General features: G+C 55.7%; 16 protein-coding genes. 7 read left to right on the top strand and 9 right to left on the bottom strand.

Annotation, left to right across the window (positions count from 1 at the left end):
* Positions 1-47: 47 nt before the first annotated feature.
* Both fecR and fecI read right to left on the bottom strand, forming a co-directional pair.
* The gene (gene fecR, locus ABLV30_RS01170; RefSeq protein ID WP_049082201.1) at positions 48-995 is read right to left on the bottom strand and encodes a ferric citrate uptake sigma factor regulator FecR; all 948 of its coding nucleotides are present in this window, start codon (positions 993-995) and stop codon (positions 48-50) included.
* Complete coding sequence (fecI, locus tag ABLV30_RS01165; RefSeq protein WP_014838169.1) at positions 992-1513, bottom strand: ferric citrate uptake sigma factor FecI; 522 nt, start codon at positions 1511-1513, stop codon at positions 992-994. Before fecI ends, fecR begins: the two co-directional genes overlap by 4 nt.
* Positions 1514-1772: 259 nt before the next feature.
* On the opposite strand from fecI, the gene ABLV30_RS01160 reads away from it, so the two are divergent.
* From ABLV30_RS01160 to ABLV30_RS01145, 4 genes are all read left to right on the top strand, one after another.
* Positions 1773-2561, top strand: a complete 789-nt coding sequence (locus tag ABLV30_RS01160; RefSeq protein WP_348865491.1) for a class I SAM-dependent methyltransferase — start codon at positions 1773-1775, stop codon at positions 2559-2561.
* A gap of 543 nt (positions 2562-3104) precedes the next feature.
* Positions 3105-4019 carry a kdo(2)-lipid IV(A) palmitoleoyltransferase gene (lpxP, locus tag ABLV30_RS01155; protein WP_004138325.1) on the top strand — a complete coding sequence of 305 codons (915 nt, stop codon included), beginning with the start codon at positions 3105-3107 and terminating at the stop codon, positions 4017-4019.
* Between the two features lie 90 nt (positions 4020-4109).
* Complete coding sequence (leuE, locus tag ABLV30_RS01150) at positions 4110-4748, top strand: leucine efflux protein LeuE (RefSeq protein ID WP_025106941.1); 639 nt, start codon at positions 4110-4112, stop codon at positions 4746-4748.
* A gap of 129 nt (positions 4749-4877) precedes the next feature.
* Positions 4878-5141 (top strand): DUF2534 family protein, encoded by a 264-nt coding sequence (locus tag ABLV30_RS01145; RefSeq protein ID WP_004131510.1) that lies wholly within the window; start codon positions 4878-4880, stop codon positions 5139-5141.
* A gap of 48 nt (positions 5142-5189) precedes the next feature.
* On the opposite strand, the gene ABLV30_RS01140 is transcribed toward ABLV30_RS01145, so the two are convergent.
* The 3 genes from ABLV30_RS01140 to ABLV30_RS01130 form a co-directional block, all read right to left on the bottom strand.
* A complete protein-coding gene (locus ABLV30_RS01140) occupies positions 5190-5315 on the bottom strand; it encodes a hypothetical protein (RefSeq protein ID WP_106510570.1) in 126 nt (41 codons plus the stop codon).
* A 214-nt stretch (positions 5316-5529) separates the two neighbouring features.
* Positions 5530-5631, bottom strand: a complete 102-nt coding sequence (locus tag ABLV30_RS01135; RefSeq protein ID WP_004101234.1) for a YoaK family small membrane protein — start codon at positions 5629-5631, stop codon at positions 5530-5532.
* 57 nt (positions 5632-5688) lie between these two features.
* A complete protein-coding gene (locus tag ABLV30_RS01130; protein ID WP_025106942.1) occupies positions 5689-6702 on the bottom strand; it encodes a sensor domain-containing diguanylate cyclase in 1014 nt (337 codons plus the stop codon).
* Positions 6703-6998: 296 nt separating this feature from the next.
* Between ABLV30_RS01130 and ABLV30_RS01125 the strand changes: the two genes are divergently transcribed.
* Positions 6999-7238, top strand: a complete 240-nt coding sequence (locus tag ABLV30_RS01125) for a DUF333 domain-containing protein (protein ID WP_048261679.1) — start codon at positions 6999-7001, stop codon at positions 7236-7238.
* Here ABLV30_RS01125 and ABLV30_RS01120 read toward each other — a convergent pair.
* Both ABLV30_RS01120 and ABLV30_RS01115 read right to left on the bottom strand, forming a co-directional pair.
* The gene (locus ABLV30_RS01120) at positions 7233-7577 is read right to left on the bottom strand and encodes a DUF488 domain-containing protein (RefSeq protein ID WP_014228940.1); all 345 of its coding nucleotides are present in this window, start codon (positions 7575-7577) and stop codon (positions 7233-7235) included. The genes ABLV30_RS01125 and ABLV30_RS01120 overlap by 6 nt on opposite strands.
* A complete protein-coding gene (locus ABLV30_RS01115) occupies positions 7564-8073 on the bottom strand; it encodes a DUF523 domain-containing protein (protein ID WP_048261682.1) in 510 nt (169 codons plus the stop codon). Before ABLV30_RS01115 ends, ABLV30_RS01120 begins: the two co-directional genes overlap by 14 nt.
* A gap of 162 nt (positions 8074-8235) precedes the next feature.
* Between ABLV30_RS01115 and ABLV30_RS01110 the strand changes: the two genes are divergently transcribed.
* The gene (locus ABLV30_RS01110) at positions 8236-8928 is read left to right on the top strand and encodes a CTP synthase (RefSeq protein WP_025106945.1); all 693 of its coding nucleotides are present in this window, start codon (positions 8236-8238) and stop codon (positions 8926-8928) included.
* A 37-nt stretch (positions 8929-8965) separates the two neighbouring features.
* On the opposite strand, the gene ABLV30_RS01105 is transcribed toward ABLV30_RS01110, so the two are convergent.
* Positions 8966-10150, bottom strand: coding sequence for a CynX/NimT family MFS transporter (locus ABLV30_RS01105; RefSeq protein ID WP_025106946.1), 1185 nt, complete (start codon positions 10148-10150; stop codon positions 8966-8968).
* Between the two features lie 97 nt (positions 10151-10247).
* Between ABLV30_RS01105 and ABLV30_RS01100 the strand changes: the two genes are divergently transcribed.
* Positions 10248-11042 carry a helix-turn-helix transcriptional regulator gene (locus ABLV30_RS01100; protein ID WP_162557342.1) on the top strand — a complete coding sequence of 265 codons (795 nt, stop codon included), beginning with the start codon at positions 10248-10250 and terminating at the stop codon, positions 11040-11042.
* Here the strand turns inward: ABLV30_RS01100 and ABLV30_RS01095 are convergent.
* Positions 11026-11472: a DUF441 domain-containing protein gene (locus tag ABLV30_RS01095; RefSeq protein WP_004138309.1), complete on the bottom strand. Its 447-nt coding sequence runs from the start codon at positions 11470-11472 to the stop codon at positions 11026-11028. The two genes, ABLV30_RS01100 and ABLV30_RS01095, sit on opposite strands and share 17 nt — an antisense overlap.
* Positions 11473-11618: the final 146 nt, after the last annotated feature.

The following is an 11618-nucleotide window of genomic DNA, read 5'->3' as shown; positions in this document are numbered from 1 at the left end:
CAGGGGAAAAGGGACAATAGAGAATGAGAATTTTTTCGATTTTTTTCTCAGGCCGGAACGAGCGTGACCCAGTAGCGGGTGACAGACCGCAATGTAATCGGCAGCGTTTGCGCGATAACCTGCAGAATGGCATCAGGGTCGCCCAGCGGAAAGGTGCCGCTCAGGCGTAAATCGGCCACGGCGGGATCGCAGCGCAGCACCCCGGAGCGATAGCGGGCGAGGGTTTCGACCACTTCGCTCAGCGGGGCGTCGTGGAAGGTCAGCACGCCCCGGATCCAGCTATCCTCGCCGCCGTTGAGCTTAACCAGGGCGGCGAAGCGATCGCGGGTAAACCACAGGCTTTCCCCGGCGTTAACGCGTTGGGCGCTGCCGGACGGTAAAACCACTTCTACGGCATGCTGCTGTACCGCCAGCCGGGTGCCGCCGGCAAACTGACGGACGGTGAATGCGGTCCCGAGCGCGGTGAGAGTGCCTTCCCGCGTTTGCACCCGAAAAGGCCGCTGCCGGCTGTCGTGAGCGGTCCTGATGGCGATTTCGCCGTAGCGTAAATGAACCATGCGCTGCCGCGCGTCAAAACGGACGTCCGCGGCACTTTCGCTATTCAGCGTCAGCAGCGAACCGTCGGCAAGCCGCTGCGGGCGCGGTATCCCTTTCGCCGTCCGGTAGTCGGCGCCCAGGCCCTCCGCCAGCTCGGACTCCCAGAGCCGCCAGCTACCTCCGGCCGCCAGCAAAAGCATCAGCCCTTTCAGCACGTGGCGACGCGCCAGACGGCTATCGTGAAGAGCACGGCTGGCCAGCCCGCCCGGCAGTTGCCCCATCTGCTGACGCAGGTTTTCTACCTGCTGCCACGCCCACTGATTTTCGTTGTTTTGCTCATACCACTGCTGCCAGCGGGCCTCCTGCTGCGGACTGACGCGCCCATCGCTGAGGACCGCGTACCAGTGCGAGGCGGAACGCAGCGCCTGACGACGGGATTCGCTTAGCGTCGGTTTCACAGGCCGTTCTCCAGACGGAACAGCAGGCAGTGCTCGGTAGCTTTCGCGATATATTTCTTAACCGAACTGACGGAAACCGCCAGGCGGCTGGCGATATCGGCGTAGGTCAGCCCTTCAAGCTGCGAGAGCAAAAACGCTTCCCGGGCTTTTGCGTTAAGCCCGTCCAGCATGGCATCAATCTGCTGTAACAGTTCGAGCTGGCTCTGCCGTAGCTCCGGTGAGGGAGAGAGCTCTGGCGGTAGCTGAGAGAGCATGTCGAGCCAGGCGCGCTCCAGGGCGTTGCGGCGGAACAGGTCGATCATCACCCGTTTAGCAATCGTGCAGAGAAAAGATTTTGGATCGCGAATCGTCAACAGCGACTCGCCGGCCATAATTCGGACAAAGGTGTCCTGCGCTACGTCGTCGGCGTCATAAGCGGATTGCAACTTATGGGTAAGCCATTTTTTCAGCCAGCCATGATGGTCGCTATAGAGCGAGGCAAGCGTCAGCGGAGAGGCGATGGCGGAAGAAGGTGACATAGCCAGGTTCAGGAGAGTTAATCAATACGGCATATGTTAATATGAGAATGGTTATCATTTCAATAAAGCGCGGCAGGGATAAGGGCCATACAGCCCCATAGTAACGGTAAGTGATTGTTAAATATTGAATAGATTTTTCCCCTCATTGCATCATTTCTTTCCCTTTCTTCTTAATGAAAATAAAATTCATTATCATTATTCCCTCCTTAACCTTAATGTTGTATTTATAATGCATCTTATAGGGAGTGAGGAGAGACAAATGAACGCAAGCGAAAAAGCCGGACATACGTTTTTGGCAAGCCAGGGGAAAACCCGCTTACGCCCCGGCGGCATTGAAGCCACAGAGTGGCTATTTCAGCAGGCGGGTTTTACCGCCGACAGTAAAGTTCTGGAGGTAGCCTGTAATATGGGGACAACCTCTATTGAGCTGGCGCAGCGTTTTCGCTGCAGCGTTTACGCCATCGATATGGATAAAGACGCGCTGGCGAAAGCCCGGCAAAATATCGTTCGCGAAGGTGTGGATCATCGGGTGATAGTGATGGAGGCGAATGCCGCTCGGCTGCCATTTGCCGATGCAACGTTTGATATGGTGATAAATGAAGCGATGCTCACCATGTATGCGGATAAAGCCAAAGAGAAACTGGTGGCGGAATATTTTCGCGTTCTTAAGCCCGGCGGTCGTTTGCTGACGCACGATATCATGTATACGCAGGATGCGCTGGGAGAGGACGCCCGGCGGCAGCTGCAGGGGGGGGTGAAATCCCACGTCAGCCCGCTGAGCGCCGCCGCCTGGCAGACGCTTTTCCAACGGACCGGCTTTGACGCCGTAAGCATTCATCATGGACCGATGTCGCTGATGTCGCCGCGAGGGTTGATGAAAGATGAAGGTTTTAAACAGGCGCTAAAAATTGTCGGCAATGGTTTGTTGAAGCGCGAGAATCGTCCGAGATTTTTATCTATGTTGCATTTTTTTCAACGTCATAAAAGGCATTTGAACTTTATTGCCTGCTGTTCTGTTAAAGCAACGGAGGTAAAAAGTCTGAAATAACCCACCGGCGATATGGATAATTGTCGATAAATATTAATTATTGTCAGGAAAGTAAAATAAGCTGATTCTTATTTTAGTCATTTCTCTGACACTCATTTTTAATATTGCTATTTTATGTCAGTGAGGCTTATGGAAGATAAAGGAATAGCCTGTCCGCAAACGTTGTGAAAAGGATAACAGAAAGCAGAGGCTACCCCGACCTCATCTGGATGCAGCCGTACCTCGACGCGGCTTCAGCTGCGGCCTGCGGGTTACCACAGCGACGTTCTGGTTGGAAAAGACGCATACTTTATGTTGAATGATTAGCGCGTTAATCATTCTTGCGGTGGATATTTGAGGTTTATTATTCACTTTTTTATTTACATTTTGTTACAGGTGTGCTGGTATTGTGTTTTTTTCTATTGGCCTCTTTTTTTACTTGCCGGAGTGAATTTACCAGGATTATTATTGTCTGAACTGCTACACGTACCGCCTAATGACAGATGAAGGGACTCGTTTTTTCCTTAAGCGTTACCTCATGTTCTAATGTTTACAGGAAAAAACATGTCTTACGCTTTTAATAAAAAACTTCTTCATCCCCGTAATTGGGGGACCTGGTTTGGCCTGGGCGTGCTCTGGCTCATCGTCCAGCTTCCTTATCCCGTCTTGCATCTTATCGGTACCAGCGCCGGTCGCGCATCCCGGCGCTTCCTGAAACGCCGTGAGCATATCGCCAGACGCAATCTCGAACTTTGCTTTCCCACCATGTCGCCCGCGGCGCGCGAAAAGCTTATCGAACAGAACTTCATGTCGCTAGGGATGGGCCTGATTGAAACAGGGATGGCATGGTTCTGGAGCGATGAGCGCGTTAAGAAATGGTTTGACGTGGAAGGTATGGTCAATCTCAATAATGCTCTGAGCGAACAAAAAGGCGTGATGGTCGTTGGCGTCCACTTTATGTCGCTTGAACTGGGTGGCCGTACGATGGGGCTGTGTCGTCCGATGATGGCGACCTACCGTCCGCATAATAGCCCGTTAATGGAGTGGGTGCAGACGCGCGGTCGTTTGCGCTCGAACAAGGCGATGATTGACCGTCGTAATTTATCCGGTCTGGTACATGCCTTAAAGTCGGGTGAAGCGGTGTGGTTTGCGCCGGATCAGGACTACGGCCCGAAGGGGAGCGTATTTGCCCCGTTCTTCTCGGTACAGCAGGCAGCAACGACCAACGGTACCTACGTACTCTCTCGTTTGTCGGGCGCGAAAATGCTCACCATCAGCATGGTGCGTAAAGCGGACCGCAGAGGTTATAGCCTGCACATCAGCGACGTCATGAGCGACTATCCTGGCGAAGATAAACAGGATGCGGCAAGCTATATCAACAAGGTTATTGAGAAAGAGATCCTGCGCGCGCCGGAGCAATACCTGTGGGTTCACCGCCGCTTTAAAACCCGTCCGCTGGGCGAAACTTCGCTCTATTAAGCCCTCCGCACTCGCGGCGCTTTCAAAATGGTCCCGGTTGCGTTAACGTGCGCGGGATCATATTTTTTGTTGTAAGCGAAGGAGTGCGTTGTGTTCGCTGAGTTTGGTGTATTGAATTACCTGACCTATCTGGTCGGCGCTATCTTTATCATCCTGGTTCCCGGCCCGAATACCTTTTTTGTCCTCAAGACCGGCATCGCCCACGGCGTTAAAAAAGGGTATCTGGCGGCGGCAGGCGTGTTTATTGGCGATGCGGTGCTGATGTTTCTGGCTTTTGCCGGCGTCGCGACGCTCATCAAGACTACGCCGGTGCTGTTCAATATCGTGCGTTACCTGGGGGCGATTTATCTGCTGTGGATGGGCGGCAAGATGCTCTACGCGGTGTTAACCCAGCGTGATGGTCATTCGTCTGCTGATTCCGAGCCGGGCAGCGCGATTCTCAAACGTTCGCTGACCCTTAGCCTGACGAATCCAAAAGCGATTCTTTTTTATGTCTCATTCTTCGTGCAGTTTATTGACGTCAGCGCCAAAACGCCCGGGCTGGCGTTCTTTATTCTGGCGCTGACCCTGGAGATAATCAGCTTCATCTATATGAGCTTTTTGATCCTCTCCGGCTCTTTCGTTACGCGTTACGTGAAGACGAAAAAGAAGCTGGCGAAAATCGGCAACAGCCTGATAGGCCTTGTGTTTGTCGGTTTTGCCGCCCGTCTGGCGACGCTCCAGTCGTAATCGTTGGGGGCCGGTACGCGGGACCGGCCTCATAGTGACTGTCACTGCCTCGTAACAAAATCCCTTCAATTTTGATTGCATTGGTGTTACATATACAGCCGATTATCGCTCAGAAAAAAGGGAACCCGGATGATTCTGCAGAAACTCACCAGCAATAAAAACAGCAAGAAGTTCTTTTTGTCGATCGCGGCGATCTTTGCCATCGCGCTTATCGTGGTTGGGCGCGCCACCTTTGGCGGCGTGGTGAGTGAATACAATATGCCGTATTCAGAATGGACGACGTCAATGTTCTTCCTGCAGGGGGCGATGGTCACGGTTTACAGCATTGTGTTTACGCTGCTGTTTTCCATCCCGCTGGGTTTCCTCTTTTTAGGTTCCGACCGCCGGGACTAATTTCATGCAATAAGGCGAACCGAAGTTCGCCTTATTATGTTTCCACGGCTATCGCCAGTCTCTGTCGTCATGATGATGGTGGCGGTGTTGATGGTGATAGCCTGGGTCGACAATACATCCCGATAACAGCGTGCAAAGCGCGAGAATCAACGGCAACACGATCGTTTTTTTCATTTCTCACTTCTCCAGTTAAATCCGTGCGCAAAAACGGGCATGCGCCATCGGCTGATGAGGTGAGTGTATGCTTTTAACTTATTGAGTAGATGAGATAATTCTGCAATCCTTGCCGGAAAGACGCGCGAATAATCCTGGATTTACCACCAGCCCAATTGCGTACCCGCCACGGCGACGATGGCGACAATAAGCATAATTATGGTGCTTTTTTTCATTACGCTCCGCCTGGTGCCGCATAGCCGCCGACAAAAAACCAGCCCAGAAAAACCACGGCAACGATAAAAATAGCCACCGGAAATAGAATACCCAGTCTCATTATTGAGCCCCTGTAAGTGCGAGTCGTGTCGACTATGATACGGGATTTCACCGTAGATTAGTCAATATGAAAAAAACGCCCCTGACGGCGAGACTGCTTATCCTGATACATCGCCTCATCGGCGGCGCGCAGCGCCAGTTCTACGTCGATCTGCCAGGGGTCGGCTTCAATCACCCCAAAACTGGCGCCGGGGTAGTTAATCCGGTGTTCGCCAAGGAAATAGATCCCCGCCAGCGCTTGACGTAACGCGGCGATATACTCCTGCTGGTCGGCTGAATCGGGACCCGGACCGACAATTAAAAACTCATCGCCGCCGAGACGACCTACAATATCGCCGCTGCGCACGCGTGCGGCCAGGCGTTCTCCGATCTGAATCAAAAAGCTGTCGCCGCACGGGTGGCCGAATCGATCGTTGATTGCTTTGAAATCATCGAGATCGATAAAAATCAGCAGCACGCTGCGCTGCTGTTCCCGGGCCTGCGAAAACTGTGCGGCAAGATGCTTAAACAGCGAGCGGCGATTCGGCAAACCCGTAAGCTCGTCGGTATACGAATGCATCTCCAGCGCGACGTTAGCCGCCCGAAGCTGCTGTACCAGCGTCTCTTTCTCAACGTAATGGGAGATGAGGTTGGCAAACAGATTCATCACCTGCTCACCCTCAATGTTATAGGGCTGTCTTGCCCGGCTGGTGGCGCACAGCGTGCCGAATAATGAGCCGTCGGTCAGGCGCACGGGAATGCTGAAAAAGGTGGCGATCCCCAAATCCTGGGCGGCGAGACACGAACGCCAGCGCTCGGCAACATCGTTGCTAAAAATGCAGCGGTCGTCCAGCGCGCGTTTGCACAGCGAGTCGTTCCACGGGACGGAGAACCCTTCGGGGATCTGCATTTCGCTGCTGTTGTGCGCGTACATAATATGCTGGCGCTGCGCGTCGAAGTCGATACGAGTCAGGTAGGTAGATTCCATTCGGGTAACCAGCTCCAGCATCTCAAGCAGCTGTCGCACCAGGGTTTCGAGGGAGTGTTCATTAGCGAGCGTTTGCGACACGCGAGCGAGAATAAAATCGGACATGAGAAATACGGCTCCCGAATGCTAATCGTCACTACCAGCAAATGATGCTAAAAAACAATCAGCGCAGAATTAACAGAGATACACAAAATTTAACACATCTGGGGGGAGAATACCTGCATCCGCGGCGGGAAAAAAAGCCCCGTCGGGGGCGACGGGGAAAACTCATTGATTATGGAATGATCTGTTCTCTGGTCAATTCGAGAACAGGGCTACTCTACGATGCAAAAGTGCAGCTAAAATGGAGAAACCGTGGAGATTCAGGGTGAAAGACCGTTTTAATCGATTAAGGAGGGGAAATGAAGGGGATGATAGTCATGCTGCCTCTGGCGCTTGCCGGATGCGCGCAGACTCAGCCGGCGCCGCAAGCACACCCGATCGGGATGGCTAACCCGGCTTCGGTATACTGCCAGCAGCTGGGAGGGAAACAGGTTCCTGTCCAAAGCCCGCAGGGCGTGCGCACCGAGTGCAAGCTACCCAGTGGTGAAACGTTAGATGAATGGGCGCTCTGGCGGCGCGATCATCCGGCTAAGTCATAGCGCTTTCAGCCAGTCAGCCAGCACCTGGGCATGGTTTTGCCGGGTGTTTTTCGCCGCGTAGAGCAGCGTCAGCGGCTGCTGCCTGGCAAGCGCGGCCAGGCGCTCGCCTTCATCGCGGTGGGCTTCCAGCTCCTGACGATAGCGCTGGCTAAAGTGGGCAAAATCAAGCGTCTCGCCGTGAAAAGCCTTACGCAAATCAGTCGATGGCGCCAGGATTTTGCACCACTCATCGTAATTCAGCGCCTCTTTTTTTATTCCGCGCGGCCACAGGCGGTCTACCAGTATCCGGTAGCCGTCGCTCGCTTCCTGCGGGTCATAAACCCGTTTACATTGAATCATCGTCACTCTCCCTCTGTTCCATCCAGGCAAGCAGCTGCGGCAACTGCTGCTCGGAAAATACCGTTATCCCGTATTCGCGAAGCAGGGCGGCGGCAACGCCGGCACCGGGTTTGCGCTGTCCGTTAAAGGTACCATCATAGATAAACTGACTGCCGCAGGTTGGGCTGCCGTCGGTGAGCAATGCTGCGGTACAGCCTTCCTCCTGCGCTGCTTTTAGCGCCAGCCAGGCGGCCAGCTGATAGCGCGCAGTGACGTCCTGGCCGTCACTTTCAATAATTTTCGCACGGTTTTTCATGACATCCGCTCCCTGCGCGCCAAGGATTTCCGCCGGTAGCCTGGGGATGGGCAATCCGGCAGCCAGCTCCGGGCAGTGGGTGACCAGCCGCCCCTCGCTCTGCCAGCGAGACAGCGCGTTAGCCAGCCGGGCTTTGTGGCTGCCGTTATAGCGAACCTGAAAGCCCATCAGGCAGGCGCTAACCAAAATTTTGTCCTTCATCATTCATCCATAGCGATTTGTCTGCCCTATACCATAGCGCCAGTCAGACTAAATTACCCGCGTTCAGAAGCAGACAAAATAAGGATTGTGTTCTGCCGTTGAGATCGCTAACCTGAGGCTCCTTGTGTTGCCTGATATTCGCTCTGACATAAGGATCCTGCTATGAACTCCCCCCTGCGTATTGCCCTGGTTGGTGATTACAACCCTGATGTAGTTGCCCATAAAGCGATTCCCCTGGCAATTGATGATGCCGCCGCCGTACTGGAGCTGCCGCTGCGTTATGACTGGCTGGCCACCAGCGAAATAAAGTCCGCTGACGATCTCGCTGATTACGATGCTATCTGGGTGGTTCCCGCCAGCCCCTATAAAAACGCCGAAGGCGCGTTTATCGCTATACGCCACGCGCGGGAAAACAGCATTCCGTTCCTTGGCACCTGCGGAGGATTCCAGCACGCGATTATCGAATACGCGCGCAACGTTATGGGCTGGCGGGATGCCGCACATGCGGAAACCGATACCGAAGGCCGGATGGTTATCGCGCCGCTTAGCTGCTCGCTGGTAGAAAAGTCGGACAACATTGAACTGCGGGCCAATACGCTGATCTCTCGCGCCTATGGCCGCGACAGTATTGAAGAGGGTTACCACTGCAGCTACGGGATTGCCAGCGATTTTGCCCGCGAGCTGGAGCAGGGCGACCTGCGGGTTACGGGCTGGGATGATGACGGTGAGATTCGGGCGGTAGAACTGGTGACGCATCCGTTCTTTGTCGCCACGCTATTTCAGCACGAGCGCAATGCGCTGGAAGGCAGACCTGCGCCGCTGGTTCACGCGTTTTTACGCGCGGCAAGTCAGTGAGCGAACGCCCGGCGGCGGTTGCCGGGCGTCGATATCGCTAGCCGTTGATCTCCCGATCGCGACCGGCCAGCGCGCCAAATACCGCCATCGCAACGGAAATCAGCGCCACGGCGATCAGCGGGATATGCCAGTCGCCGTTGGCATCATGAATTTTTCCCATCACCGGCGGCCCGCAGGCGGCCAGCAGATAGCCCACCGCCTGCGCCATTCCCGACAGCGCGGCGGCCTGGTGCGCCGAGCTGGCGCGCAGCCCGATAAAGGTCAATCCCAGAATCATGGTCGCGCCGGAACCGAAGCCAAAGATAAGCGTCCACAGCACCGCCTGAGCGGGTAAAAACCATAAACCGAGCGCGCTGACTGCACACATCAGGGCGACCAGCACCGCAATGCCGCGCTGATCTTTCAGCCGATGCAGTATTAACGGGATCGCCAGCCCCGGCGCCGCGGTGGCGAGCTGGAGCAGCCCGTGCAGGGAGCCCGCCTGCGCTTCGCTGTAGCCTATGCTTTGCAAAATGGCGGGCAGCCAGCCGATGATGACGTAGTAGACCAGCGAGTTAATCCCGAGAAACAGCGTCACCTGCCAGGCCAGCGCCGAGCGCCAGATCCCGCGGTTGTGGATGGCGCCCGACCCCGTCAGCGGCGCGGTGACTTGCCTGCGCGCCTGCGGTAGCCAGATAAACAGCGCCAGCAGCGGAAATGCCATCAGCATCAACAGCGCGCCGCGCCAGCCCAGTCCGGCGAGCGCCAGCGGAACGACCATTGCCGAACCCAGCGCCGCCGCGCCCCCCATGGTGAGAGAGTAAGCGCCGGTCATTTTGGCGACGTGCTGAGAGAAGTCACGTTTGATCAGTCCGGGCAGCAGAACGTTTCCCAGGGCGATGCCGCAGCCGATAATCGCGGTTCCGATAAACAGCAGCGAGACGAAGGGCAGGGAGCGCAGACCCACGCCGAGGCAAATCAGGATCATCGCCAGCAGCAGGCTACGTTCAATGCCGAATCGGCGGGCGACACCCGCCGCCAGCGGCGAGACCAGGCCAAAGGCCAGCAGCGGCAGGGTGGTTAACAGACCGGTTTGCGCGGTGGTGAGGCCATATTCGCTGCGAATGGCATCAAGCAGCGGCGCGGCGCCAGTAAAGGTGACCCGCAAGGTGGTGGCGATAAGCAGAATACCGGTAATCAATAGCAGATTACGGCGGCCGGCAGAAGGTGAAACAGAATTCATGGCTATCTCAAACAAGAATACGTGGCGCTTACCATAGCCTGTTTGCCGCCTGTTTAAATCAAGCTAAAATGACAGATTATCGCTAAAATCGGACAATATCATGATCGGACTCGGCCTGGACGGCTACGACCCGGACAGCGGCCACGAAGCGGCGGCGGCTTTTCGTATTCAGGTGGTCGCGGACGAGCAGTACATTCCGCGCCATCATCACCGTAAAGGTCAGCTCATCCTGGCGCTACACGGGGCGCTGACCTGCGAAGTGGAGAACGCGATGTGGATGGTGCCCCCGCAGTACGCGGTGTGGGTACCGGGACAGGTGCCGCACAGCAATCGCGCGACGCCGGAGGCGCAGGTCTGCTTTTTATTTATTGAACCCCACGCGGCGCCGATGCCGGATTTCTGCTGCACGCTAAAGATTTCGCCGCTGGTGCGCGAGCTTATCCTCGTTATGGCCGAGCGCGGCAGGGCCGAACTCGCTAAACCGGCAATGAACCGCCTGGTGCAGGTGCTGTTCGATGAACTCCCGCAGCAGCCGCAGGAGCACCTGCAGCTCCCGGTCTCCGGGCATCCAAAAATTCGTCAGATGGTGGACATGATGGCCGTCGACCCGGCCCGCTGGCAAACGCTGGCGCAGTGGGCGGCGGAGTTTGCCATGAGCGAACGCAATCTGGCGCGGCTGGTGGTGCGTGAGACGGGCTTAAGCTTTCGCCGCTGGCGACATCAGCTGCAGCTGATCCTCTCCCTGCAGATGCTGATCCGCGGGCAGACGGTACAGCAGACGGCGCAGAGCCTGGGCTATGACTCGACCACCGCCTTTATTACTATGTTTAAAAAGGGCCTCGGGCAAACCCCGGGGCGCTATCTTGCCAGCCTGGCTACGACTTCCCAATAAACAGCGAAATGATCCCGGCGGCGATCAGCGGGCCGACCGGGACGCCGCGGAAGAGGGCGACGCCGAGCACGGTGCCGACCAGCAGTCCGGCTACCAGCTGCGGCTGCGAGCCCATCAGCGCCACGCCGCGCCCGCCGAGCCAGGAAACAAAAACCCCCACGGCAATCGCCAGCAACGATTTCCAGTTCACGAAGGAGTGCAGCAGCGTAGAGGGCGGTAGCGTGCCGCTGGCAATGGGCGCCATCACGCCGATGGTGAGAATAATAATACCGATGGTCAGCCCTTGCTTTTCAATCCACGGAAAGAAGGCGTTGAGCGGGGTGACACGGACGATAATTAATACCAGGATTGAAATAGCTACGGTGGTGTTATGGCTAATAAAGCCGAGCGCCGCCAGGCCCAGCAGTATTAACAGGGTGGTGTCGAGCATGTGCAGAGGTCCTTGCCAGAATATAAAAAAGAACAGCCCGTTTACTCTACGCATAATCGCGTAAGTAAACAGGTTTTTTATCGCAGACTCGCGATTTGAGGCATCTGCACGATCGATTTTCCCCCGCGGCACAATGCGCGCCCTGG

The organism is Klebsiella sp. CN_Kp113 (assembly GCF_040064585.1).
Taxonomy (GTDB): Bacteria; Pseudomonadota; Gammaproteobacteria; order Enterobacterales; family Enterobacteriaceae; genus Klebsiella; species Klebsiella michiganensis.
This window is presented reverse-complemented; position numbering and strand designations above follow the sequence as displayed.

Excerpts from the sequence above, each read along its gene's own strand:
- ABLV30_RS01105 (WP_025106946.1), bottom strand. The coding sequence starts at position 10,150 with ATGAATTCTGTTTCACCTTCTGCCGGCCGCCGTAATCTGCTATTGATT.
- ABLV30_RS01140 (WP_106510570.1), bottom strand. The coding sequence starts at position 5,315 with ATGAAAAAAACGATCGTGTTGCCGTTGATTCTCGCGCTTTGCACGCTG.
- ABLV30_RS01115 (WP_048261682.1), bottom strand. The coding sequence starts at position 8,073 with ATGAAGGACAAAATTTTGGTTAGCGCCTGCCTGATGGGCTTTCAGGTT.
- fecI (WP_014838169.1), bottom strand. The coding sequence starts at position 1,513 with ATGTCACCTTCTTCCGCCATCGCCTCTCCGCTGACGCTTGCCTCGCTC.
- ABLV30_RS01130 (WP_025106942.1), bottom strand. The coding sequence starts at position 6,702 with ATGTCCGATTTTATTCTCGCTCGCGTGTCGCAAACGCTCGCTAATGAA.
- ABLV30_RS01095 (WP_004138309.1), bottom strand. The coding sequence starts at position 11,472 with ATGCTCGACACCACCCTGTTAATACTGCTGGGCCTGGCGGCGCTCGGC.
- ABLV30_RS01160 (WP_348865491.1), top strand. The coding sequence starts at position 1,773 with ATGAACGCAAGCGAAAAAGCCGGACATACGTTTTTGGCAAGCCAGGGG.
- ABLV30_RS01135 (WP_004101234.1), bottom strand. The coding sequence starts at position 5,631 with ATGAGACTGGGTATTCTATTTCCGGTGGCTATTTTTATCGTTGCCGTG.
- ABLV30_RS01110 (WP_025106945.1), top strand. The coding sequence starts at position 8,236 with ATGAACTCCCCCCTGCGTATTGCCCTGGTTGGTGATTACAACCCTGAT.
- lpxP (WP_004138325.1), top strand. The coding sequence starts at position 3,105 with ATGTCTTACGCTTTTAATAAAAAACTTCTTCATCCCCGTAATTGGGGG.
- ABLV30_RS01120 (WP_014228940.1), bottom strand. The coding sequence starts at position 7,577 with ATGATTCAATGTAAACGGGTTTATGACCCGCAGGAAGCGAGCGACGGC.
- ABLV30_RS01145 (WP_004131510.1), top strand. The coding sequence starts at position 4,878 with ATGATTCTGCAGAAACTCACCAGCAATAAAAACAGCAAGAAGTTCTTT.
- ABLV30_RS01125 (WP_048261679.1), top strand. The coding sequence starts at position 6,999 with ATGAAGGGGATGATAGTCATGCTGCCTCTGGCGCTTGCCGGATGCGCG.